Raw genomic sequence first — 24,380 nt, forward strand, 5'->3', positions numbered from 1 at the left:
GCCTGCCTCATGCTCGGCCAGAATGCCGATGATCTGCTCGTCGCTGTATCTCGTTCGCTTCATCGTCCGTCCCTTCGTTGGGTCGGACTCTAATCGCAGGTGGAGGAAAAATCCCGTGGCAGGTCACTACCACAAAGGCGCCCCAGAGCCGCATCACGAGTCCGAAACCGGATACACGCCCAGAAACGACAAAGGGCGGGTTACCCCGCCCTCCGTGCATTCAAATGATGATCAGACTTACCAGTCTTCACGCTGGATGACGCGGGTCTTGACCGGGAGCTTCATCGCGCCGAGGCGGAGCGCCTCGCGGGCGATGACCTCGTTCACGCCGTCGATCTCGAACATGATCCGGCCCGGCTTGACCTTGGCCGCCCAGAAATCGACGGAGCCCTTGCCCTTACCCATCCGGACCTCGGTCGGCTTCGACGAAACCGGGGTGTCCGGGAAGACGCGGATCCAGACCCGGCCCTGACGCTTCATGTGGCGGGTGATCGCGCGGCGGGCCGCTTCGATCTGACGCGCCGTGATGCGCTCGGGCTCGGTGGCCTTGAGGCCGAAGCCGCCGAAGTTCAGTTCGAACCCGCCCTTGGCTTCGCCGTGGATCCGGCCCTTGTGCTGTTTGCGGAACTTGGTCCGTTTCGGTTGCAGCATCTTCTCTACTCCTTACCGAGCGTCGCGGTCGCGACGGGGCCCGCGCGGTGCGGGGCCGTCCTGCGCCTCGGCCATGCGGCGATCGCGGGCCTGGGGATCATGTTCCATGATCTCGCCCTTGAAGATCCAGACCTTGATCCCGATGATCCCGTAGGGGGTCGAGGCCTCGGCCAGCGCATAGTCGATGTCGGCGCGCAGCGTGTGCAGCGGAACGCGGCCCTCACGGTACCATTCGGTCCGGGCGATCTCGGCGCCGCCGAGGCGGCCAGAGACGTTGACCCGGATGCCGAGCGCGCCCATGCGCATCGCGTTCTGAACCGACCGCTTCATCGCGCGGCGGAACGAAACCCGGCGCTCAAGCTGTTGCGCGATCGATTCCGCGACCAGCATCGCGTCGAGTTCCGGCTTGCGAACCTCGACGATGTTGAGGTGCAGTTCCGAGGCGGTGAAGTTCGCGAGCTTCTTGCGAAGCGTCTCGATGTCCGCACCTTTCTTGCCGATGATCACGCCCGGACGGGCGGTATGCACGGTCACCCGGCACTTCTTGTGCGGGCGCTCGATGATCACGCGGCTGACGCCGGCCTGCTTGCACTCTTCATGGATGAAGTCGCGCATCTTGAGGTCTTCAAGAAGCAGATTGCCGTAGTCCTTGCTGTCGGCGTACCAGCGGCTGTCCCAGGTGCGGTTGACCTGGAGGCGCATGCCAATCGGATTGACCTTCTGACCCATTACGCTTGCTCCTCGACTTGCCGCACCTTGATGGTCAGCTCGCTGAACGGTTTCACGATCTTGCCGAACCGGCCGCGAGCACGCGGATGGCCGCGCTTCATGGTCAGGTTCTTGCCGACATAGGCTTCGGCCACGATCAGGCTGTCAACGTCGAGACCATGGTTGTTCTCGGCGTTAGCGATCGCGGATTGCAGGCACTTCTTCACGTCGTCAGCGATCCGCTTCTTCGAGAAAGTGAGGTCCGAAAGGGCCTTTTCCACCTTCTTGCCACGGATCAGCGCGGCGACGAGGTTCAGTTTCTGCGGCGAGGTGCGAAGCATCTTCGACTTGGCGAAGGCCTCGTTGTCCGCCACGCGGCGCGGATTCTTTTCCTTACCCATGGCTTACTTCCTCTTGGCTTTCTTGTCGGCGGCGTGACCGTAGTAGGTCCGCGTCGGCGAATATTCACCGAACTTCTGGCCGATCATTTCTTCGGTCACGTTGACCGGAATGTGCTTCTGACCGTTGTAGACCCCAAAGGTGAGGCCGACGAACTGCGGCAGGATGGTGGAGCGGCGCGACCAGATCTTGATCACTTCCGATTTGCCCGAAGCCTGCGCCTTTTCCGCTTTCTTCAGCAGATAGGCGTCGACGAAGGGGCCTTTCCAAACAGAACGTGACATGGATTAACGACCCTTCTTGGCGTTGCGCGAGCGGACGATGAACTTGTCGGTCGACTTGTTCTTGCGGGTCTTGTTGCCCTTCGTCCCCTTGCCCCACGGGGTGACAGGATGACGGCCACCCGAGGTGCGGCCTTCACCACCGCCGTGCGGGTGATCGATCGGGTTCATTGCGACGCCGCGGACGGTCGGGCGGACGCCCATGTGCCGCTTGCGGCCCGCTTTACCCAGGTTCTGGTTCGAGTGGTCGGCGTTGGAGACGGCACCAACCGTCGCCATGCATTCCTGGCGGACCATGCGAAGCTCGCCCGAGGACAGGCGGATCTGCGCGTAGCCACCATCACGGCCGACGAACTGCGCGTAGGTGCCCGCGGCGCGCGCCAGCTGGCCGCCCTTGCCGGGCTTCAGCTCGACGTTGTGAACGATCGTGCCGATCGGCATGCCGGAGAACGGCATCGCGTTGCCCGGCTTCACGTCGGTCTTGGCGCCGGCGATCACGCTGTCGCCCACGGCCAGACGCTGCGGCGCGAGGATATAGGCCTGTTCGCCATCCTCATAGCGCACGAGCGCGATGAACGCGGTGCGGTTGGGATCGTATTCGATCCGCTCGACCGTCGCGGGGGCGTCGAACTTCGAGCGCTTGAAATCCACGATACGGTAAAGGCGCTTCGCCCCACCGCCCTTGTGCCACGCCGTCACCCGTCCGGTGTTGTTCCGGCCGCCCGTCTTGGTCAGACCCTCAGTGAGGGATTTGACCGGGCGACCTTTCCAAAGCTCCGAACGGTCGATCAGAACCAGCCCACGCTGGCCAGGCGTCGTCGGTTTATACGACTTGAGTGCCATGCTCTCTGTCTTCCGTTGCTTTGGACCTGTCGGTCCGTTCCGTTTCAAGGGCCCCGTAGGTCCCCAGCTTCAAAAATGTCACGGCCCCGGAAGCCCGGGGCCGCGAGATTCGCGGGCCTTCTATCAGAGGCCGGAGGAGACGTCGATAGTGTTCCCCTCTTCGAGCGTCACATAGGCTTTCTTGACGTCAGAGCGGGTGCCCGCGATGCCGCGGAACCGCTTGGTCTTGCCCTTGGTCACGGTGGTGTTCACCGCCTTGACCTTGACCCCGAAGACGGCCTCGACCGCTTCCTTGATCTGCGGCTTGGTCGCGTCGATCGACACCTTGAAGACAACCGCACCGTTTTCCGAGGCAAGGGTCGCCTTTTCCGTGATGACCGGCTTCACGATCACGTCGTAGTGTTCAGGCTTCACGCTCATTTCAGACGAGCCTCCAGTGCTTCGACAGCCGCCTTCGTGAGCACGAGCGTGTCACGCTTGAGGATGTCATAGACGTTGGCGCCGATCGAGGGCAGCACATCGATGCCTTCGATGTTGGCGGCCGCGCGGGCGAAGTTCTCGTTGACGTCGGCGCCGTCGATGATCAGGACGCGCTTCCAACCCATTTCCTTCACGGCTTTCGCGAGGATCTTGGTCTTGGCTTCCTGCATGTCGAGCGAGTCGAGGATCACGAGCTGACCAGCGCCGGCCTTGGCCGACAGCGCATGCTTCAGACCAAGCGCCCGGAACTTCTTGGGCAGGTCGTGGGCGTGGCTACGCGGGGTCGGGCCCTTGTAGGTGCCACCGTGACGGAAGGTCGGCGCCTTGCGGGAACCGTGACGCGCGCCACCGGTGCCCTTCTGGCGGTAGATCTTCTTGGTCGAGTAGCTCACGTCCGACTTGCCGAGAACCGAGTGCGTGCCGGCCTGGGCTTTCGCCCGCTGCCAGCGCACCACGCGGTGCAGGATGTCGGCGCGCGGCTCAAGGCCGAAGACCTCATCCGAAAGATCGATCGATCCGGCCTTGCCGGCGTCGAGCTTGATCACGTCGAGTTTCATGCTTCACCCCCTTCGGCGGGCGCTTCTTCAGCCGGGGCGGCAGAGGCAGAAGCCTTCAGCGCGGCCGGCATCGGCAGGTCGTTCGGCAGCGGTTTCTTGACCGCGTCCTTGATCGTGACCCAGCCGCCCTTGGAACCCGGAACCGAGCCCTTGACCATGATCAGGCCACGGTCGGCATCCGTGCGGACGACCTGGATGTTCTGCGTGGTCACGCGGACGGCACCGAGGTGACCCGCCATCTTCTTGCCCTTGAACACCTTGCCGGGGTCCTGGCACTGACCGGTGGAGCCGTGCGAACGGTGCGAGATCGACACGCCGTGCGAGGCGCGCAGACCGCCGAAGTTGTGACGCTTCATGACACCGGCGAAGCCCTTACCGATCGAGGTGCCGGCGATGTCCACGAACTGCCCTTCGGCATAGTGGGCCGCCGAGATCTCGGCGCCGACTTCGATCAGGTTTTCCGGGCTCACGCGGAACTCGGCGATCTTGCGCTTGGGCGCCACGTTCGCCTTGGCGAAGTGGCCGCGCTGAGCCGCCGTGGTCCGCTTGGCCTTGGCAGAGCCCGCACCGAGCTGAACGGCGGTGTAGCCGTCCTTCTCGGTCGTGCGCTGCGCGACGACCTGCAGATTGTCGAGTTGAAGAACGGTCACAGGAATCTGCTTGCCGTCTTCCATGAACAGCCGGGTCATGCCCAGCTTCTTTGCGATAACGCCAGAGCGCAACATTTCAGGTGCCCTCCTCAGACCTTGATCTCGACGTCGACGCCGGCGGCGAGGTCGAGCTTCATCAGCGCGTCCACCGTCTGCGGGGTCGGATCGACGATGTCGAGAAGGCGCTTGTGCGTCCGGATTTCCCACTGGTCGCGCGACTTCTTGTCGATGTGCGGACCACGCAGAACCGTGAATTTCTCGATCTTGTTCGGCAGCGGGATCGGACCCCGCACCTGGGCGCCCGTGCGCTTGGCCGTGTTGACGATTTCCGCGGTGCTGGCGTCCAGCACGCGGTAATCGAAGGCCTTGAGCCGGATGCGAATGTTTTGACCAGTCATTGTCTTGCCTCTCGCAGGCTTCTTTTAAGGGTTGAGAGGCAGACCGGGCCTCATGCCCGGCCTGCTTCGAACCCGGTCTCGATTACTCGATGATCTTGGAGACGACGCCGGCGCCGACGGTGCGGCCGCCTTCGCGGATGGCGAAGCGGAGCTTCTCTTCCATCGCGATCGGCGCGATCAGCTCGACCTCGAACTTCAGGTTGTCGCCCGGCATCACCATCTCGGTGCCTTCCGGCAGCTTCACCGTGCCCGTCACGTCCGTCGTGCGGAAGTAGAACTGCGGACGGTAGTTCGCGAAGAACGGCGTGTGACGGCCGCCTTCTTCCTTCGTCAGGATGTAGGCCTCGGCCTCGAACTTCGTGTGCGGCTTCACCGAACCCGGCTTGCACAGAACCTGACCGCGCTCAACGCCGTCACGGTCGATGCCGCGCAGCAGCGCGCCGATGTTGTCGCCCGCCTCACCGCGGTCCAGAAGCTTGCGGAACATCTCCACGCCCGTGCAGACCGATTTCTGCGTCGTGCGGATGCCCACGATCTCAACCTCGTCGCCGACGTTGATCACGCCACGCTCAACCCGGCCGGTCACAACCGTGCCGCGGCCCGAGATCGAGAACACGTCTTCGATCGGCATCAGGAACGGCTGGTCAACCGCGCGCTCCGGCGTCGGGATGTAGCTGTCAACGGCGTCCAGAAGCGCGCGGATCGAGTTCTCGCCGATCTCCGGATCGCGGCCCTCGAGCGCGGCCAGGGCCGAGCCCTTGATGATCGGAATGTCGTCGCCCGGGTAGTCGTAGGACGACAGAAGCTCGCGAACTTCCATCTCCACGAGCTCCAGAAGCTCCTCGTCGTCAACCTGGTCGACCTTGTTCAGGTAAACGACCATGAACGGAATGCCGACCTGGCGGCCGAGCAGGATGTGCTCGCGCGTCTGCGGCATCGGGCCGTCGGCCGCGTTCACAACCAGGATCGCGCCGTCCATCTGCGCAGCACCCGTGATCATGTTCTTCACGTAGTCCGCGTGGCCCGGGCAGTCGACGTGCGCGTAGTGGCGCGTCGCCGTCTCGTACTCAACGTGCGCCGTCGAGATCGTGATCCCCCGCGCCTTCTCTTCCGGCGCCGCGTCGATCTGGTCGTAGGCCTTGAAATCGCCGAAATACTTCGTGATCGCAGCCGTCAGCGTCGTCTTGCCGTGGTCAACGTGACCAATCGTCCCGATGTTAACGTGCGGTTTCGTCCGTTCAAACTTTGCCTTTGCCATGATGGCCTCCTGTTTCGGGTGGCGGGTGGCCCCGCCCTACGGGTTAAAGGGTAGGGCGGGGTACTCCCCGCCTTCCCGTCATGCGTATTTCTTCTGGATCTCGTCCGAGATGTTCTGCGGAACCGCCTCGTAGTGGTCGAACTGCATCGTGAACACCGCGCGGCCCGAAGACATGGAGCGCAGGTTGTTGATGTAGCCGAACATGTTGGCAAGCGGCACCATGCAGTTGATCACGTTGGCGTTGCCGCGCGTGTCCTGGCCCTGCACCATGCCCCGGCGCGAGGTCAGGTCGCCGATGATGCCGCCGGTGTATTCTTCCGGGGTCACCACTTCGACCTTCATGATCGGTTCGAGCAGCTTCGCACCGGCCTTCTTGAGGCCGTCACGCATCGCCGCACGGGACGCGATTTCGAACGCGAGCACCGAGGAGTCGACGTCATGGAAGGCGCCATCGATCAGCGCGACCTTGAAGTCGATCACCGGGAAGCCCGCCAGCGGGCCGGAGTCCATCACCGACTTGATGCCTTTTTCCACACCGGGGATGTATTCCTTCGGCACCGCGCCACCGACGATCTTCGCCTCAAACGAGTAGCCCTCGCCCGGTTCGGTTGGCGTGATGACAAGCTTCACCCGCGCGAACTGACCCGTACCACCGGTCTGCTTCTTGTGGGTGTAGTCGATCTCGGCCTCGCGGCTGATCGTTTCGCGGTAAGCCACCTGCGGGGCGCCGATGTTCGCCTCGACCTTGAACTCGCGCTTCATGCGGTCCACGAGGATGTCGAGGTGAAGTTCGCCCATGCCCTTCATGATGGTCTGGCCCGATTCCAGATCGGTCTCGACGCGGAACGACGGGTCTTCGGCGGCCAGACGAGCGAGCGCGAGGCCCATCTTTTCCTGGTCTGCTTTCGACTTCGGCTCCACCGCGATCTCGATCACCGGCTCCGGGAAGGTCATGGTTTCAAGGACGACCTGGTTCGACGGATCGCAGAGCGTGTCGCCCGTGGTCGTTTCCTTCAGACCGGCCAGCGCGATGATGTCGCCCGCGAAGGCTTCGTCGATCTCTTCCCGGTTGATGGCGTGCATCATCATCATCCGGCCGACGCGCTCCTTGCGGCCCTTGGTCGAGTTGACCATCTGGTCACCCTTCCGGAGGACGCCGGAGTAGAGGCGCGTGAAGGTCAGCGAGCCGACGAACGGGTCGTTCATGATCTTGAACGCGAGGCCGGCGAAGGGCTGCGCGTCATCGGCCGAACGGGCGATGCTACGCTCTTCGCTTTCGTCACCCGGCGCGAAGCCCATGTAGGCCGGCACGTCGAGCGGCGAGGGCAGGAAGTCGATGACCGCGTTCAGGAGCGGCTGGACGCCCTTGTTCTTGAAGGCCGAACCGGCAGTGACCGGAACGAAGCTGAGCGACAGCGTACCCTTGCGGATGAGCTTGCGCAGCGTGTCCTCGTCGGGCTCGTTGCCTTCCAGGTAGGCTTCCATCGCGTCATCGTCCTGCTCGACGGCAAGCTCGATGAGGTTGGAGCGCCATTCGTCGGCGACGTCCTTCAGATCTTCGCGGATCGGCTGACGGACCCAGCTCGCGCCGAGGTCTTCGCCCTGCCACACCCACTCTTCCATCTTGATCAGGTCGATGATGCCTTCCAGCTTGTCCTCGGCGCCGATCGGCAGCGCGATCGGGGCGGGGGTGGCGCCGGTGCGGTCCTTGATCATCTTCACGCAGTTGAAGAAGTCGGCGCCGATCTTGTCCATCTTGTTGACGAACACGATCCGCGGAACCTTGTAGCGGTCGGCCTGGCGCCAGACGGTCTCGGTCTGCGGCTCGACGCCGGCGTTGGCATCAAGCAGGCAGACCGCGCCGTCGAGAACCGCCAGTGAGCGTTCGACTTCGATGGTGAAGTCGACGTGGCCCGGGGTGTCGATGATGTTGAAGCGGTACTTGGTGTCCGACGTGCCTTCGGCAGTCGGATCTTCCTGGCGCTGCCAGAAAGTGGTGGTGGCAGCCGAGGTGATCGTGATGCCACGCTCCTGTTCCTGCTCCATCCAGTCCATGGTCGCGGCGCCGTCGTGGACTTCGCCGATCTTGTGGGACTTGCCGGTGTAGTAAAGGATCCGCTCGGTCGTGGTGGTCTTGCCCGCGTCGATGTGGGCCATGATCCCGAAGTTGCGGTATCGCGTAAGGGGGTAAGCGCGTGCCATTTCAGATATCCTCGGTGCCGCCGGTTACCAGCGGTAGTGGCTGAACGCCTTGTTGGCGTCGGCCATCTTGTGGGTGTCTTCGCGTTTCTTCACCGCAGTGCCGCGGCCGTTGCAGGCATCGGACAGTTCGGCGGCAAGACGCTCTTCCATCGTGTTCTCGTTGCGGTTCTTCGCGGCCGTGATCAGCCAGCGGATCGCCAGCGCTTCGCGGCGCTCGGGGCGGACTTCGACCGGGACCTGGTAGGTCGCACCGCCGACCCGGCGGGAACGGACCTCGAGCGAGGGCTTGACGTTGTCCAGCGCCTCGTGGAACGCCTCGACCGGCGGGCGCTTCAGGCGCGCTTCGACGCGGTCCAGCGCGTTGTAGACGATACGTTCGGCAACGGATTTCTTGCCGTCGATCATCAGGTTGTTCATGAATTTCGAGATGACCCGGTCGCCGTACTTGGCATCGGGCAGAATTTCGCGCTTTTCAGCGGCGTGACGACGCGACATGGCGCTTTCTCCTTACTTCGGACGCTTCGCGCCGTACTTCGAACGACGCTGACGACGATCTTTGACGCCCTGGGTGTCGAGGACACCGCGCAGGATGTGATAACGGACACCCGGAAGGTCCTTCACCCGGCCGCCGCGGATCAGGACCACGGAGTGTTCCTGAAGGTTGTGCTTTTCACCGGGGATGTAGCTGATCACTTCGAAGCCATTGGTCAGACGGACCTTGGCAACCTTCCGCATAGCGGAGTTCGGCTTCTTCGGGGTCGTGGTGTAGACCCGCGTGCAGACGCCGCGCTTCTGCGGGCAGCTTTCCAAGTGCTGCGACTTGGACTTTCTTGCGTTGGCTTCCCGGGGCTTCCGGATCAGCTGTTGAATCGTCGGCATTAATCTCGCCCTATGTTGCAACCCGATCGACGTTCGCCCGTCAGCGACGTTCCCGGGGGCATTTCACCGTTGTCATGCCTCGCGCGTCCGCAAAACACCAAAACCGCATTCGGCCCCTTCGCGGGGTCGACGCGGTGGAATTCCAGAGGATCGGGGCCTTTGACGGGCCCGGATCATGACCACTTCAGTTCTTGATACCGGTACGGACGGGATTTTCCCGCCGCACAAGTGCGCGCCGTATAGGGGGAGTCGCAGGGGATGTCAACATCACCCCTGAGGGATCGGGAGGAGATCCGGCTGGCTCAACAGGCCCTTCGGGTGGCGCGCGTCACGACGCTCCCGGCGCGCGCGGCGGCAGGCCGGCTGGGCCCCGCGCGGTCCCGCGAAGCGGGCTGGCGATCGCCGCCGGAATCGGATCGCGGGCGCCCGCCGTCCTTTCGCGGTGGAAGGTGTAGATGCCGGTGATCACGATGACCGCAGCTCCGATGAGTGTCATCGCCCCGGGCAGTTCATCGAAGACCAGCCACCCGAGCACCAGCGCGGCCAGGAGCGAGGTATAGCGGAACGGCGCGACCACCGCGATTTCCCCCACACGCATCGCCATCACGATGCTGAGGTACCCGCCGACAAGAAAGCCCGCGGCCGCGAGGATCAGCAGCCAGTTTTGCGGGCTCACCGCCTGCCATCCGGTGAAAGGGACCATCAGGCCCGCCGCCGTGCCCACGGCCAGTGCCGCCAGAAAGGCGACGGTGACGGACGAGACCTCACGCGAAAGCCGGCGCGTGGCAAGGTCGCGCACCACCACGCAGAGAACGGAGGCCAGCCCCAGGAGCGACCAGCCGTCAAAGCCCGCAAGCCCCGGCCGCACAATCAGGAGGACGCCGGCGAACCCGATCGCGATGGCGGTCAGCCGCCGCCACCCGATCGGGGCGCCATAGACCAGCGCCGCGCCAAGCGTCACTGCCAGCGGCAGCGCCTGCAGGATGGCGGAGAGGTTCGCCAGCGGCAGATGCCGGAGCGCCATGAGGAAGAAAAGGGTTCCGAAAATCTCTCCGAAGGTGCGCCAGATCAGGGCGATGCGGTCGGCGCGTGCGATGCGCAGGGTCAGCCCCCCGAGCCAGGGCGCGATCGCGGTCAGCGCGGCAAGCGTCAGCATGCCCCGAAGCATCGCCGTCTGGTATAGCGGCAATTCCGCCGTGACGGCCTTCATGCAGGCGTCGTTCAGCGTGAAGGCGCACATGGCCACGGCCATCAGCAGGGCGCCGCGGAGATTGTCGGAAAGCGTCATGCGCCAGCGGTATCAGCGGCCATGTCGCCGCGCCAGTGGCAAATTCTTGGGCCGCGCCGCCCTGCCCCGGTGAACGGTATTGGCAGCCTCGCGAAAGACAAACGGCCCCGGAAATCCGGGGCCGTTCGCGATGTCATGAACGCCGTGGATCAATCGCGGCTTTCGGGCGTATCGACCAGGCCAAGCTCGTCGTCCGCCACCATGTCGTCGATCGGGGCGGCCAGCGCCGCGGCCTGTTCGGCCTCGCTCCGGCGCGCCTCGATCACTTCCATGTCGCGGTCGTGGGCGATGCGGCGCACGCGCTGGGTGGCGCCACCGGTACCCGCCGGGATGAGGCGGCCGACGATGACGTTTTCCTTCAGCCCGACCAGGCGGTCGCGCTTGCCCTGCACGGCAGCCTCGGTCAGCACGCGCGTGGTTTCCTGGAACGACGCCGCCGAGATGAACGACCGGGTTTGCAGCGAGGCTTTGGTGATGCCCAGAAGCACCGGCTCGCCCACCGCCGGGCGTCCGCCCCGCGCGATGACCTTGTCGTTTTCCTCGTCGAACTCGGCCTTGTCGACGTGCTCGCCCTTCAGAAGCGTCGTTTCCCCCGAATCCAGGATCTCGATCTTCTGCAGCATCTGGCGAACGATCACCTCGATGTGCTTGTCGTTGATCTTCACGCCCTGGAGCCGGTAGACGTCCTGCACCTCGTCGATGAGGTAGTCGGCCAGCGCCTCGATCCCCATGATCCGCAGGATGTCATGCGGAGCCGGGTTGCCGTCCATGATGTAGTCGCCCTTCTGGACGTGATCACCTTCCTGAACCGGAATGTGCTTGCCCTTGGGCACCATGTACTCGACCGGCTGAAGGCTGTCGTCCGTCGGCTCGATCGTGATGCGGCGCTTGTTCTTGTAGTCCTTGCCGAAGCGGACATAGCCGTCGATCTCGGCGATGATGGCGTGATCCTTCGGACGGCGGGCTTCGAAAAGTTCCGCCACGCGGGGAAGACCCCCGGTGATGTCCTTGGTCTTCGCACCTTCGCGCGGGATCCGGGCGACCACGTCGCCGGCGCGAACCTCCTGGCCGTCCTCGACCGAAAGGATCGCATCCACCGACATCTGGTAGCTGACCGGGTTGCCGACGTCGTTGCGCACAGGCTCGCCCGTCGCCGGATCCATGACGATGATTTCCGGCTTCAGGTCGTTGCCGCGCGGCGCGGTGCGCCAGTCGGTCACGATCTTCTGGGTCATGCCGGTCGCATCGTCGGTATCCTCGCGCACGGCGATACCGGAGATGAGGTCCACGAACTTCGCCACACCCGCCTTTTCGGCGATGATCGGCAGCGTGTAGGGGTCCCACTCGAAGAGCTTGGCGCCACGCTTGACGGCCTGGCCGTCCTTGACGTGGATCTTCGCCCCGTAGGACACCTTGTAGGACGCCCGTTCCTGGCCCGCATCGTCGATGATCACGATCTGCATCGAGCGGCCCATGACGATCTGCTCGCCATGCGCGTTTTCGAGAAGCATCGCGTTGCGGAACTCGACCTTGCCTTCCTGGCTGGCTTCCTGGAAGGACTGCTGTCCGCCCTGGGCGATGCCGCCGATGTGGAAGGTCCGCATGGTCAGCTGCGTGCCCGGTTCACCGATCGACTGCGCGGCGATGATGCCGACAGCCTCGCCGATGTTGACCATCGTGCCGCGCGCAAGGTCGCGCCCGTAGCACATGGCGCAGACGCCTTCCTCGGCCTCGCAGGTCAGCGCCGAGCGGATGCGGACGGAGGCGACGCCCGCGGATTCCACCGCGTCGGCCTTGCGCTCGTCGATCAGCTCGTTCTTCTGCACGATGATCTCGTCGGTGCCCGGCACCATGACATCATCGGCAGCCACGCGGCCCAGGATCCGCTCGCTGAGCGGCGACACCACCTCACCGTCGTTGACCGCGGCCGAGGCCGTGATCGCCTGTTCGGTGCCGCAGTCGCGCAGCCGGACGATGCAGTCCTGCGCCACGTCCACCAGACGGCGGGTCAGGTAACCCGAGTTCGCGGTTTTCAGCGCGGTGTCGGCCAGGCCCTTACGGGCGCCGTGGGTCGAGTTGAAGTACTCGAGCACGGTCAGGCCTTCCTTGAAGTTCGAGATGATCGGCGTCTCGATGATCTCGCCCGACGGCTTGGCCATGAGGCCCCGCATCCCGCCCAGCTGCTTCATCTGCGCGGGCGAACCCCGCGCACCGGAGTGCGACATCATGTAGACCGAGTTGGGTTCCATCTCGGCCCCGGCGTCGTCCTTCCGGACGGCCGAGATCTCGTTCATCATCGCGGCGGCCACGGCGTCCGAGCACTTCGACCAGGCGTCGACGACCTTGTTGTACTTTTCGCCCTGGGTGATCAGGCCGTCCATGTACTGCTGCTCGAACTCTTTGACCTGATCGCGCACGTCGTTGACGATCGTCCACTTCTTGTCGGGGATGACCATGTCATCCTTGCCGAAGGAAATGCCGGCCTTGAAGGCTTCGCGGAAGCCCATGCCCATGATCTGGTCGCAGAAGATCACCGATTCCTTCTGGCCGCAGTAGCGGTAGACGGTGTCGATGACGTTCTGAACGTCCTTCTTGCGCAACAGGCGGTTGACCAGTTCGAACGGCGCCTTGGCGTTCTTCGGCAGAAGCGCGCCCAGCCGCACCCGGCCCGGCGTGGTCTCGAAGCGCTTGAAGACCTCGTTGCCTTCCGCGTCGATCTGCGGCACGCGGCACTGGATCTTGGCGTGCAGGTGAACCGCACCCGCGTCGAGCGCGTGCTGCACTTCATCCACGGAGCCGAAGATCATGCCTTCGCCCTGCATCCCGTCACGCGCCATCGACACGTAGTAGAGACCCAGGACCATGTCCTGCGAGGGAACGATGATCGGCGCGCCGTTGGCGGGCGAGAGCACGTTGTTCGTCGACATCATCAGGACGCGCGCTTCCAGCTGCGCCTCAAGGCTCAGCGGAACGTGAACTGCCATCTGGTCGCCGTCGAAGTCGGCGTTGAAGGCCGAGCAGACCAGCGGGTGAAGCTGGATCGCCTTGCCCTCGATCAGCACCGGTTCGAAGGCCTGGATGCCCAGGCGGTGCAGCGTCGGCGCACGGTTCAGAAGCACCGGGTGTTCGCGGATCACCTCGTCGAGGATGTCCCAGACCTCCGGGCGCTCTTTCTCGACCAGCTTCTTCGCCTGCTTCACCGTCGAGGAGAGGCCCTTCGCCTCAAGCCGCGAGTAGATGAACGGCTTGAAAAGCTCGAGCGCCATCTTCTTCGGCAGGCCGCACTGGTGCAGCTTCAGTTCCGGACCGGTCACGATGACCGAACGGCCCGAGAAGTCCACGCGCTTGCCCAGAAGGTTCTGGCGGAAGCGGCCCTGCTTGCCTTTCAGCATGTCGCTGAGCGACTTCAGCGGGCGCTTGTTGGCTCCCGTGATGACGCGGCCGCGGCGGCCGTTGTCGAAGAGCGCGTCGACGGATTCCTGCAGCATCCGCTTTTCGTTGCGCACGATGATGTCGGGCGCGCGCAGCTCGATCAGGCGCTTGAGACGGTTGTTCCGGTTGATGACCCGGCGATACAGGTCGTTCAGATCCGAGGTCGCGAAGCGGCCGCCGTCCAGCGGAACCAGCGGGCGCAGTTCCGGCGGAATGACCGGAACGACAGTCAGCACCATCCATTCCGGGCGGTTGCCGGATTCGAGGAAGCTTTCAACGATCTTCAGCCGCTTGATGATCTTCTTCGGCTTCAGCTCGCCGGTGGCTTCCTTCAGCTCTTCGCGGAGCTGTTCGGCGGTCGCCTCCAGGTCGATGGCGGCCAGCATCTCGCGGATGGCCTCGGCGCCGATATTGGCGGTGAAGGCATCGGCGCCATACTGGTCCTGCGCGTCGAGGTATTCCTCTTCGCTCATCAGCTGGCCGTAGGACAGGTCGGTCAGACCCGGCTCGATCACGACGTAGTTCTCGAAGTAGAGGATGCGCTCCAGATCCCGCAGCGTCATGTCGAGCATGAGGCCGATCCGGCTCGGCAGCGACTTCAGGAACCAGATGTGGGCGACGGGGGCGGCCAGTTCGATATGGCCCATCCGCTCGCGCCGCACCTTCTGGAGCGTCACTTCAACGCCGCACTTCTCGCAGACGACGCCGCGATACTTCATGCGCTTGTATTTGCCGCACAGGCATTCGTAGTCCTTGATCGGCCCGAAGATCCGGGCGCAGAACAGACCGTCACGTTCCGGCTTGAACGTGCGGTAGTTGATCGTCTCGGGTTTCTTGATCTCCCCGTAGGACCAGCTGAGGATACGCTCCGGCGAGGCGAGCGAGATCTTGATCTCGTCGAACTGCTTGGGCTGTGCCAGCGGGTTGAACGGGTTGGTGGTCAGTTCCTGGTTCATCTTCAAATCCTTGAAATGGCGCGGTGGGAATGGGGCGGGAGGGGACCCGCCTTATTCCTCTCCCTCCGCATCCAGGAGTTCCATGTTGAGGCCGAGGCCCCGCACTTCCTTGACGAGAACGTTGAACGATTCCGGCACGCCGGCCTCGAAGTTGTCCTCGCCCTTGACGATCGACTCGTAGACCTTGGTCCGGCCTGCCACGTCGTCCGACTTCACCGTCAGCATTTCCTGCAGGGTGTAGGCGGCGCCGTAGGCTTCGAGTGCCCAGACCTCCATCTCCCCGAAGCGCTGACCGCCGAACTGCGCCTTGCCACCCAGCGGCTGCTGGGTCACGAGCGAGTACGGGCCGGTGGAACGCGCGTGGATCTTGTCGTCGACCAGGTGGTGGAGCTTCAGAAGGTACTTGACGCCCACGGTCACCTTGCGCTGGAACTTCTCGCCCGTGCGGCCGTCGTAAAGGTTCGACTGGCCGGACATGTCGAAGCCCGCGCGCTTCAGCGCGTCGTTGACATCCGCCTCCTTGGCGCCGTCGAAGACCGGGGTCGCGATCGGAACGCCGCGCTTCACCGTCTCCGCCCGGTCGACGAGGTCGTCCGCATCAAGGCCCGCGAAGGCCTCTTCATAGGCTTCGTCGCCATAGCCGTGCTTGAGCGCGTCGCGCACCGGCGTCAGGTCGCCCGAACGGCGGTAGTCGGCCAGCGCGTCGTCGATGCGCAGACCCAGGCCGCGCGCGGCCCAACCCATGTGGGTTTCAAGGATCTGACCGACGTTCATCCGCGAGGGCACGCCGAGCGGGTTCAGCACCATGTCGACCGGGGTGCCGTCACCGAGGAACGGCATGTCCTCGATCGGAACCACCTTCGACACGACACCCTTGTTGCCGTGACGGCCGGCCATCTTGTCGCCCGGCTGCAGCTTGCGCTTCACCGCGACGAAGACCTTGACCATCTTCATGACACCCGGCGGCAGGTCGTCGCCACGGCGTACCTTCTCGACCTTGTCCTCGAAGCGGTGCTCAAGCGCGCGCTTCTGGGCCTCGAACTGAGCGTTCAGCGCCTCGACGTTCTGGGCGTCCTGCTCTTCGCCGAGGGCAAGCTGCCACCACTGGCCGCGCGAGAGCGAGCCCAGCAGTTCCTCGTCGATCACCGCACCGGACTTGATGCCCTTCGGCCCCTTCACCGCGGTCTTGCCGAGGATCATGGACTTCAGGCGCGCGTAGATGTTGCGCTCAAGGATCGCCTGTTCGTCGTCCCGGTCACGGGCCAGACGCTCGACTTCCTCGCGCTCGATCTGAAGCGCGCGCTCGTCCTTGTCCACACCATGACGGTTGAAGACGCGAACCTCCACGACGGTGCCGTAGTCACCGGGCGGCAGGCGCAGCGACGTGTCGCGCACGTCGGACGCCTTTTCGCCGAAGATGGCGCGCAGAAGCTTCTCTTCCGGCGTCATCGGGCTTTCGCCCTTGGGCGTGATCTTACCCACGAGGATGTCGCCCGGCCCGACCTCGGCGCCGATGTAGACGATGCCCGCCTCGTCGAGGTTGCGCAGCGCTTCCTCGCCGACGTTCGGGATGTCGCGGGTGATTTCCTCGGGCCCAAGCTTGGTGTCACGGGCGGCGACTTCATGTTCCTCGATGTGGATCGAGGTGAAGACGTCGTCGCGCACGATGCGCTCGGAGATCAGGATCGAGTCTTCGTAGTTGTAGCCGTTCCAGGGCATGAACGCGACGATCACGTTCTTGCCGAGCGCCAGTTCGCCCATGTCGGTCGAGGGGCCATCGGCGATGACCTCGTCCTTGGCGACCCGGTCGCCCACCTTGACCAGCGGGCGCTGGTTGATGCAGGTCGACTGGTTGGAACGCTGGAACTTGCGCAGACGGTAGATGTCCACGCCGGCATCGCCGATCTCCAGGTCCTCGGTCGCGCGCACAACGATACGGGTCGCATCGACCTGGTCGATGATCCCGCCACGCTTGGCCATGATCGCGGCGCCGGAGTCGGTGGCGACCACGGCCTCGATCCCGGTGCCGACGAAGGGCGCGTCCGCCTGCAGAAGCGGAACCGCCTGACGCTGCATGTTCGAACCCATCAGCGCGCGGTTGGCGTCGTCGTTCTCAAGGAACGGGATGAGCGAGGCGGCGACCGAAACCAGCTGCTTCGGCGACACGTCGATCAGGTCCACGCTTTCGCGCGGCGCCAGCGTGTATTCACCCGACTGACGGGTGGAGACGAGCTCGTTGATGAAGTTGCCGTCCGCATCAAGCGTCGCGTTCGCCTGGGCGACCGTGTGGCGCATTTCCTCGGTCGCGGACATGTACTGGACTTCGTCCGTCACCTTGCCGCCCAGCACCTTGCGGTACGGGGTTTCGATGAAGCCGTACTTGTTCACGCGGGCAAAGGTGGCCAGCGAGTTGATCAGACCGATGTTCGGACCTTCGGGCGTTTCGATCGGGCACATCCGGCCATAGTGGGTCGGGTGAACGTCGCGCACCTCGAAGCCGGCGCGCTCGCGGGTCAGACCGCCCGGCCCAAGGGCCGAAAGGCGCCGCTTGTGCGTCACTTCCGAAAGCGGGTTGGTCTGGTCCATGAACTGCGACAGCTGCGAGGAGCCGAAGAATTCACGCACCGCGGCCGCGGCCGGCTTCGCGTTGATCAGGTCCTGCGGCATCACCGTGTCGATCTCGACCGAGGACATACGCTCCTTGATCGCGCGCTCCATGCGGAGCAGACCGACGCGGTACTGGTTTTCCATCAGCTCGCCGACCGAACGCACCCGGCGGTTGCCGAGGTGGTCGATGTCGTCGATCTCGCCCTTGCCGTCGCGCAGTTCCACCAGCGCCTTGACGCAGGAGATGATGTCGTCGCGATCGAGCGTGCGCTGGGTGTCGGGCTTGCCGAGGTTCAGGCGCATGTTCATCTTCACCCGGCCGACGGCCGAGAGGTCATAGCGCTCCTTGTCGAAGAAGAGCGTGTCGAAAAGCGCGGAGGCCGCTTCCACGGTGGGCGGCTCGCCCGGACGCATGACGCGATAGATGTCCATGAGCGCGCCGTCGCGGCCCATGTTCTTGTCCGCGGCCATGGTGTTGCGGATGTAGGGGCCGACGTTCACGTTGTCGATGTCGAGCACCGGGATCGTGGTGATCCCGTTGTCGAGAAGCACCTTCAGCGTGCCGCCCGAAACCTCGCCGTCCTTGTCGAGGGTCTGGGTGATCTCGTCCCCCGCCTCGACATAGATGGCGCCGGTGTCCTCGTTGATCATGTCCTTGGCGGCGAAGCGGCCAAGGATGTGGTCGAACGGCACCAGAAGCTCCGTCACCTTGCCTTCATCGACCAGTTTCTTGACCATGCGCGGCGTGACCTTGTCACCGGCCTTGCAGATCACTTCGCCGGTGGCCGCATCCACCAGGTCGTAGGTCGGCCGCGTGCCGCGCACCCGCTCGGGGAAGAACTTGGTCACCCAGCCCTTGTTCTTCACCAGCTTGAAGTCGACCGTGTTGTAATAGGCATCCATGATGCCTTCTTGGTCGAGGCCGAGCGCATAAAGCAACGTCGTCACCGGCAGCTTCCGACGGCGGTCGATGCGCGCGAAGACGATGTCCTTGGCGTCGAACTCGAAGTCGAGCCAGGAGCCGCGATAGGGAATGATCCGGCAGGCGAACAGGAGCTTGCCCGACGAATGGGTCTTGCCCTTGTCGTGGTCGAAGAACACGCCGGGCGAGCGGTGCATCTGCGAGACGATGACCCGCTCGGTGCCATTGACGATGAAGGTACCGTTCGGCGTCATCAGGGGCATGTCGCCCATGTAGACGTCCTGCTCCTTGATGTCCTTCACCGACTTCGCGCCGGTGTCCTCGTCGATATCGAACACGATCAGGCGCAGCGTCACCTTCAGCGGCGCCGAATAGGTCATGTCGCGCGCCTGGCATTCGTCAACGTCGTACTTCGGCTTTTCGAGTTCGTATTTCACGAATTCGAGGATCGCATGCTCGTTGAAGTCCTTGATCGGGAAGACCGATTGGAAGACGCCCTGGATGCCCTCGCCATCGGCGGCCTTGGGGCCGTCGCCGGATTTCAGGAACAGGTCGTAGGAGGATTTCTGAACCTCGATCAGGTTCGGCATCTCCAGGACTTCGCGGATCTTGCCGTAGTATCTGCGGATACGCTTCCGGCCAACGGTCGCTTGAGCCATGCTCGTCGTCACCTTTCGTCTCTTCGCGCGGTTCGCGTCGCGTCGGGGTCACGCGGGCGGCCGCTTGCGAGTAGGGGGTCGGTTCCATTCATGCCTGCCGTCCCACCGGCGGGCTCCCGAACCGAACCCGGCCTGGGAAGGGGCAGCATCGCGGATGCCCCTTCCAAGACGGGTTCGGCTGGGCCCGGCAAAAGCCGGACCCAGCCTGAAAATCTGGGTGGGACCTGAAGGGCCCCGGCCCGGATTACTTGAGCTCGACCTTGGCGCCAGCCGCTTCGAGCTTTTTCTTGATGTCCTCGGCTTCGGCTTTCGCCGCAGCTTCCTTCACCTTGCCGCCAGCTTCCACGAGGTCCTTGGCTTCTTTCAGGCCCAGACCGGTGATCGCGCGGACTTCCTTGATCACGTTGATCTTGTTCGCGCCGGCGTCGGTCAGGACGACGTCGAACTCGGTCTTTTCTTCGGCGGCTTCAGCCGCACCGCCAGCCGCCGGGCCAGCAACCATGACCGCACCACCGGCAGCGGGTTCGATGCCGTAGTCGTCTTTCAGGATTTGCTTCAGTTCTTGCGCCTGCAGCAGCGTGAGGTTCACGATTTGCTCGGCGAGTGCTTTCAGATCAGCCATTTCTCAGTTCCGTTCCTAATTTGGTTTCCAACGTCAGGGCAACAACCCCACGAAGGCACTGATTGCTCACGCGGCTTCCCGCTCTTCCAGAGTGGAAAGAATGCCCGCGATGTTCGAAGCAGGTGCGCCAATGGCCCCGGCGATGTTCGAAGCGGGCGCGCCGATGCAGGACACGATCTGAGCGATAAGCTCTTCACGCGACGGCATCGAGGCGACGGCTTTCACACCGGCCGGATCCAGGGCCGTGTTGCCCATTGCGCCGCCAAGGATCACGAACTTGTCGTTCTTCTTGGCATAGGCGTCCGCGACCTTGGCAGCAGCCACAGGGTCCTCGGAGTAGGCGAGCACGGTCATGCCCGTCAGGAGCGAGCCGATGCTTGCGCAGGGCTTGTCCTCAAGGGCGATCTTGGCGAGCCTGTTCTTGGCGACGCGGACGGAGCCGCCGGCGGAACGCATGTCCGCGCGGAGGTCCTGCATCTGAGCAACCGTCATGCCTTCGTAGTGGGCAACCACCACGACGCCAGAGCTTTCGAAGATCTGGCCGAGTTCCTCGACCACTTTCTCTTTCTGGGCTCTATCCACGGTTTCACTCCAAGTATGGGAGGGGGTTACCCTCCGGCTCATTTCGCCGGGGCCTTTGGTCCCGACGTCGGGGTCCAAGCGGGCTGAGCCGAGATCACCCAAGGGACGCGCGGTCTTGGACCCGCGCCCTAAGAAATCCGGTCTAATCCCGTCTCAGGCAGGAATTATGAGGTAGTCCTCACCCGCCATCTCGGACGAATCGATCACGCACCGCCGGTAAGGCGCCACGCAGACCGCGGGCGTCAATAAAGCTTTCAGGCCAGGAAGGAAACACACAAAATGCAGAGAGGCGGCGATTTTCGCCAAACTTACTGCGCGGATTTGCCGCCGGGAAGGAGTTTTCCGAAGGTGTACCGCCAGAATTGCCGATGAACGGTCTCGCGATTCCAGCGCGCCAGCGCGGCACGGCCGTCGGCCATGATCTCCTCAAGGTCCCGCGGCTGACCGCGACGGAAAACCATGCCGATGTCGTAGGCATCCTCGACAACCGCGACAGCAAAGCCGTGCTTGGCCGCCATCAGTTCCAGCGTCGGGCGCGTGAACCCGATCGTATGCGCCAGATGCAGGCAGCCGAACCCCTTCACCAGCGCATTCTCCATGTTCGGCACTTCGATATGGATCAGGCCCTCCGGCCCCACAAAGGCTGCGAGCCGCGCGAAGGCATCCAGAGGGTCGGTCAGATGTTCGAAGACGTGGAACGAGGTTGCGGCGTCATAGGTCCGCTTCGGTTGGAAGTCGGAATAGCCTGCGCATGTGACATCGAGCCCCTTTTCATCGCGGGCATAGGTCGCATAGCCCTGGCCCGGCTCGAACCCGGAGGCCGCGTAGCCGCGTTCGGACAGAAGTTCCACGAATTCCCCGGACCCGCATCCACAGTCGAGAACCGCCGCACCGGGCTTCAGCAAGGGCTGAAGGATGGCGAACCTCCGCTCGGCCTCCTTGCGGCGCTTTGCGATATGGTGGGGCGTCGGGGCGGCGCTTTGGCCCTGATAATCCGCGCGATACTGCGTCGCGTAGTAGTCCGCCAGGGCTTCGGGCGTCGGCAGAGGAAACTGGCGTACGAAGCCGCATTGCCCGCATTTCACATGCGGCAGGCGCTTCAGCCTACGGTCGAGATCCGCCAGGCTTTCGGATTGCTCGCTGCCACAGAGCGGGCAATCCTTCCGCGAGCGCGGCAGGCGATAGGAAACCATGGGCAGCCAGTTAGAAATGTCCATGATCCCCTCGCTCCGGATCGTCTCCGCAAAGAAAAAGGGCGCTGCCTTTCGGCTGCGCCCTTCTATCGCTTGTCAGGCGCTGACCGCGGCCGACGCGAGGTCGACCGACACGCCCGGCCCCATGGTCGAGGAAAGCGAGACCTTCTTGAGGTACGCGCCCTTCGCGCCCGAGGGCTTCGCTTTCGACACGGCGTCGACGAAGGCACGAACGTTCTCGGCCAGCTTGGCTTCGTCGAACGAAACCTTGCCGATGCCCGCGTGGATCACGCCGGCCTTTTCGACCTTGAACTGGACTTCACCGCCCTTGGCCGCTTCGACGGCCGCTTTCACGTCCATCGTCACGGTACCGACCTTGGGGTTCGGCATCAGGTTGCGCGGGCCGAGGATCTTGCCCAGACGGCCGACCAGCGGCATCATGTCCGGCGTCGCGATGCAGCGATCGAACTCGATCTTGCCCGACTGGATCGTCTCCATCAGGTCTTCAGCGCCCACGATGTCCGCGCCGGCCGCCTTGGCTTCGTCAGCCTTGGCCGCACGGGCGAAAACCGCCACGCGCACCGTTTTGCCGGTGCCGTTCGGCAGGGTCACGACGCCACGGACCATCTGGTCCGCGTGACGCGGATCGACGCCGAGGTTCATCGCGATTTCCAGCGTCTCGTCGAACTTCGCCGAGGCGGCGGTCTTGATCAGCTTGACGGCGTCCTCGACCGAGAGGTCCGACTTGCCTTCGAAGGCGGTGCGAGCCGCCTGGCTACGTTTACCGATCTTGGCCATGACTTACCCCTTAACCTCGATGCCGCAGGACTTGGCCGAGCCGAGGATGATCTGCATCGCGGCGTCGATGTCGTTCGCGGACAGGTCCTTCATCTTGGCTTCGGCGATCTGGCGCACCTGGGCGACAGTCACGGTGCCGGCGGTTTCGCGGCCCGGCTTCATGGAGCCCTTCGGACGGTTGCGCTTGCCAACCGGCTTCAGGCCCGCGGCTTTCTTGAGGTAGTACGACGCCGGCGCCGTCTTCATCTCGAAGGTGAAGGACTTGTCGGCGTAGTAGGTGATGATGACCGGAACGGGCGAACCGGCTTCCATCTCCTGGGTCTTCGCGTTGAAGGCCTTGCAGAATTCCATGATGTTGATCCCGCGCTGACCCAGCGCCGGACCGATGGGGGGCGACGGATTGGCTTGCCCCGCCTTCACTTGCAGCTTGAGGCTGCCCATTACCTTCTTGGCCATTTGGCCTGCTCCTTCTCACACGCCCGTTCCGAACCATTCGGAAGGGCCTTGCTTAGTGGTCCGGCCCCGGCATTGCCGCCGACCTCCCACGGCCTCACGTCAGGCGACTTTCTGCACCTGCGTGAATTCCAGTTCGACCGGCGTCGGCCGGCCGAAGATCGAAACCGTCACCTTCAGACGGTTTGCATCCTCATCGACTTCCTCGACCATGCCCGAGAAGCCGTCGAACGGCCCGTCGGTCACCTTCACCTGTTCGCCGATCTCGAAGCGGATCAGGTTGCGCGGGGCGGCTTCGCCTTCCTCGGCGCGCTTGAGGATCTGGTTGACCTCACCGTCGCGCATCGGCATCGGCTTGCCCTGCGGCCCGAGGAACCCGGTCACCCGGTTGATCGAGGTGATCAGGTGGTAGCCCCGGTCGGTCATGTCCATGTGCACCAGCACATAGCCCGGCATGAAGCGGCGCTCCGAGGTCACCTTCTTGCCGCGACGGATCTCGATGACCTCCTCGGTCGGAACGAGAACCTCGTCGATTTCGTCCTCAAGGCCCTTCTCGGCCACGGCATGCTTGATCTGTTCGGCGATCTTCTTCTCGAAATTCGAGAGAACGCTCACCGAATACCACCGCTTCGCCATCTGCCTCAGACCTCGCTACGACCGACGGATTGCCGCCGGAGAATTCCGTGTTTTCAGTGGGCTGTCCCACCACTACCCGAACAAAAAACAGCGCGCATACCGAATCGATGCACGCCGGTGTCGGAAAAGTGCGCCCCACCTACAGGCGAAAGCCCGCGATTTCAAGGCCGAATGGTCGGCCCTCGGGACGCCCGCGCCTCAGATCCCGAGCACCGCCGCAAGACCGAGCTGGATGATCTTGTCGACGAGGAAGAAGAAGGTCGCGGTCAGCGCGGCCATGACGAAGACCATGACCGTGGTCAGCACCACTTCGCGGCGCGACGGCCAATGGACCTTGCCCACTTCCGAGCGGACTTGCTGGATGAACTGGACGGGGTTGCTGGCCATCTTGGTCTCGCCTTGCCTTATACTATCGGCGCGAGATACGCCGCATGAGCCGCGAATTCAAGCCCGCCGGTGCGCGCACGGCCGGAATGTGCCGGGCGGCGGGGCTTTTGGCCCGCGCGACATGCGCCTGTCAGGCGCGCCTCATGGCGGCGAGGACACGGATGGCGGGCTGTCGAGGCGGATCGGCGGCGCCCGCCGCTTGTGGCCGCGAGTCTCGCAGGCGTGCCTGTGACGCGCAAGCCGCAGGATGCCAGAACCCGTTGCGCCCGTACCTGCGCCGGTATTGCGTCGATGTCTGGGAGGGCCTGGCAGGGGCAGCAGGACTCGAACCCGCGACCCTCGGTTTTGGAGACCGATGCTCTACCAACTGAGCTATACCCCTAGGCCTGCGCGGTGGGTATTCGAGCGGCGCGGCGAAATCAAGGGGTGTTTTCACCTCTGTGACAAGACCTGCGGCGGGGCGGGCACAGGTCCCGGCCGGATCGGTGGCGGCGCAGCGCCGAAACGCAAAGGGCCGCCCCGAAGGGCGGCCCCGCAAC

Annotated in this window: 23 protein-coding genes and 1 tRNA gene; all 24 read right to left on the bottom strand. The window is 64.0% G+C overall.

The genetic code is table 11. From position 1 onward, the window contains the following. Window positions 1-237: 237 nt before the first annotated feature. Window positions 238-651 (bottom strand): 50S ribosomal protein L16, encoded by a 414-nt coding sequence (gene rplP, locus OE647_RS15990; RefSeq protein ID WP_263722763.1) that lies wholly within the window; start codon window positions 649-651, stop codon window positions 238-240. A gap of 12 nt (window positions 652-663) precedes the next feature. Continuing rightward, window positions 664-1,380 carry a 30S ribosomal protein S3 gene (gene rpsC, locus OE647_RS15995; protein ID WP_263722764.1) on the bottom strand — a complete coding sequence of 239 codons (717 nt, stop codon included), beginning with the start codon at window positions 1,378-1,380 and terminating at the stop codon, window positions 664-666. Further along, window positions 1,380-1,760, bottom strand: a complete 381-nt coding sequence (gene rplV / locus OE647_RS16000) for a 50S ribosomal protein L22 (RefSeq protein WP_263722765.1) — start codon at window positions 1,758-1,760, stop codon at window positions 1,380-1,382. Before rplV ends, rpsC begins: the two co-directional genes overlap by 1 nt. 3 nt (window positions 1,761-1,763) lie before the next feature. Then, a complete protein-coding gene (rpsS, locus tag OE647_RS16005) occupies window positions 1,764-2,042 on the bottom strand; it encodes a 30S ribosomal protein S19 (RefSeq protein ID WP_263722766.1) in 279 nt (92 codons plus the stop codon). 3 nt (window positions 2,043-2,045) lie between these two features. Further along, window positions 2,046-2,882 carry a 50S ribosomal protein L2 gene (gene rplB / locus OE647_RS16010; RefSeq protein ID WP_263722767.1) on the bottom strand — a complete coding sequence of 279 codons (837 nt, stop codon included), beginning with the start codon at window positions 2,880-2,882 and terminating at the stop codon, window positions 2,046-2,048. 123 nt (window positions 2,883-3,005) lie between these two features. After that, a complete protein-coding gene (locus OE647_RS16015) occupies window positions 3,006-3,302 on the bottom strand; it encodes a 50S ribosomal protein L23 (protein WP_263722768.1) in 297 nt (98 codons plus the stop codon). Beyond that, window positions 3,299-3,919: a 50S ribosomal protein L4 gene (gene rplD, locus OE647_RS16020; RefSeq protein WP_263722769.1), complete on the bottom strand. Its 621-nt coding sequence runs from the start codon at window positions 3,917-3,919 to the stop codon at window positions 3,299-3,301. Before rplD ends, OE647_RS16015 begins: the two co-directional genes overlap by 4 nt. Continuing rightward, complete coding sequence (rplC, locus tag OE647_RS16025) at window positions 3,916-4,641, bottom strand: 50S ribosomal protein L3 (RefSeq protein WP_263722848.1); 726 nt, start codon at window positions 4,639-4,641, stop codon at window positions 3,916-3,918. Before rplC ends, rplD begins: the two co-directional genes overlap by 4 nt. 17 nt (window positions 4,642-4,658) lie before the next feature. Then, window positions 4,659-4,967 carry a 30S ribosomal protein S10 gene (rpsJ, locus tag OE647_RS16030; RefSeq protein WP_261495873.1) on the bottom strand — a complete coding sequence of 103 codons (309 nt, stop codon included), beginning with the start codon at window positions 4,965-4,967 and terminating at the stop codon, window positions 4,659-4,661. Between the two features lie 82 nt (window positions 4,968-5,049). Next, complete coding sequence (gene tuf / locus OE647_RS16035; RefSeq protein WP_263722770.1) at window positions 5,050-6,225, bottom strand: elongation factor Tu; 1,176 nt, start codon at window positions 6,223-6,225, stop codon at window positions 5,050-5,052. Between the two features lie 78 nt (window positions 6,226-6,303). Beyond that, on the bottom strand, window positions 6,304-8,427 hold the full coding sequence (fusA, locus tag OE647_RS16040; protein WP_263722771.1) for an elongation factor G: 2,124 nt from the start codon (window positions 8,425-8,427) through the stop codon (window positions 6,304-6,306). A gap of 24 nt (window positions 8,428-8,451) precedes the next feature. Further along, window positions 8,452-8,922, bottom strand: a complete 471-nt coding sequence (gene rpsG / locus OE647_RS16045) for a 30S ribosomal protein S7 (RefSeq protein WP_263722772.1) — start codon at window positions 8,920-8,922, stop codon at window positions 8,452-8,454. Between the two features lie 12 nt (window positions 8,923-8,934). Beyond that, entirely contained in the window at window positions 8,935-9,306 is a 372-nt protein-coding gene (gene rpsL / locus OE647_RS16050; RefSeq protein WP_107674699.1) for a 30S ribosomal protein S12, read from the bottom strand. A gap of 328 nt (window positions 9,307-9,634) precedes the next feature. Beyond that, a complete protein-coding gene (locus OE647_RS16055; RefSeq protein ID WP_263722774.1) occupies window positions 9,635-10,594 on the bottom strand; it encodes a DMT family transporter in 960 nt (319 codons plus the stop codon). 149 nt (window positions 10,595-10,743) lie between these two features. Then, window positions 10,744-14,982, bottom strand: a complete 4,239-nt coding sequence (gene rpoC / locus OE647_RS16060; protein ID WP_263722775.1) for a DNA-directed RNA polymerase subunit beta' — start codon at window positions 14,980-14,982, stop codon at window positions 10,744-10,746. A gap of 51 nt (window positions 14,983-15,033) precedes the next feature. Further along, window positions 15,034-19,170, bottom strand: coding sequence for a DNA-directed RNA polymerase subunit beta (gene rpoB / locus OE647_RS16065; RefSeq protein ID WP_263722776.1), 4,137 nt, complete (start codon window positions 19,168-19,170; stop codon window positions 15,034-15,036). 244 nt (window positions 19,171-19,414) lie between these two features. Continuing rightward, window positions 19,415-19,792, bottom strand: coding sequence for a 50S ribosomal protein L7/L12 (gene rplL, locus OE647_RS16070; RefSeq protein WP_263722777.1), 378 nt, complete (start codon window positions 19,790-19,792; stop codon window positions 19,415-19,417). A gap of 66 nt (window positions 19,793-19,858) precedes the next feature. Continuing rightward, window positions 19,859-20,374 carry a 50S ribosomal protein L10 gene (rplJ, locus tag OE647_RS16075; protein WP_261496712.1) on the bottom strand — a complete coding sequence of 172 codons (516 nt, stop codon included), beginning with the start codon at window positions 20,372-20,374 and terminating at the stop codon, window positions 19,859-19,861. 308 nt (window positions 20,375-20,682) lie between these two features. Then, window positions 20,683-21,591: a class I SAM-dependent methyltransferase gene (locus OE647_RS16080; protein WP_263722778.1), complete on the bottom strand. Its 909-nt coding sequence runs from the start codon at window positions 21,589-21,591 to the stop codon at window positions 20,683-20,685. Window positions 21,592-21,663: 72 nt separating this feature from the next. Beyond that, window positions 21,664-22,365: a 50S ribosomal protein L1 gene (gene rplA / locus OE647_RS16085; RefSeq protein ID WP_263722779.1), complete on the bottom strand. Its 702-nt coding sequence runs from the start codon at window positions 22,363-22,365 to the stop codon at window positions 21,664-21,666. Window positions 22,366-22,368: 3 nt separating this feature from the next. Continuing rightward, entirely contained in the window at window positions 22,369-22,821 is a 453-nt protein-coding gene (gene rplK / locus OE647_RS16090; protein ID WP_263722780.1) for a 50S ribosomal protein L11, read from the bottom strand. Between the two features lie 99 nt (window positions 22,822-22,920). Next, complete coding sequence (nusG, locus tag OE647_RS16095; protein ID WP_263722781.1) at window positions 22,921-23,454, bottom strand: transcription termination/antitermination protein NusG; 534 nt, start codon at window positions 23,452-23,454, stop codon at window positions 22,921-22,923. Between the two features lie 198 nt (window positions 23,455-23,652). After that, window positions 23,653-23,841, bottom strand: a complete 189-nt coding sequence (gene secE / locus OE647_RS16100) for a preprotein translocase subunit SecE (protein ID WP_263722782.1) — start codon at window positions 23,839-23,841, stop codon at window positions 23,653-23,655. 306 nt (window positions 23,842-24,147) lie between these two features. Further along, window positions 24,148-24,223, bottom strand: a tRNA-Trp gene (locus OE647_RS16105). Window positions 24,224-24,380: the final 157 nt, after the last annotated feature.

This window comes from Albidovulum sediminicola (assembly GCF_025751575.1).
Classification (GTDB): Bacteria; Pseudomonadota; Alphaproteobacteria; order Rhodobacterales; family Rhodobacteraceae; genus Albidovulum; species Albidovulum sediminicola.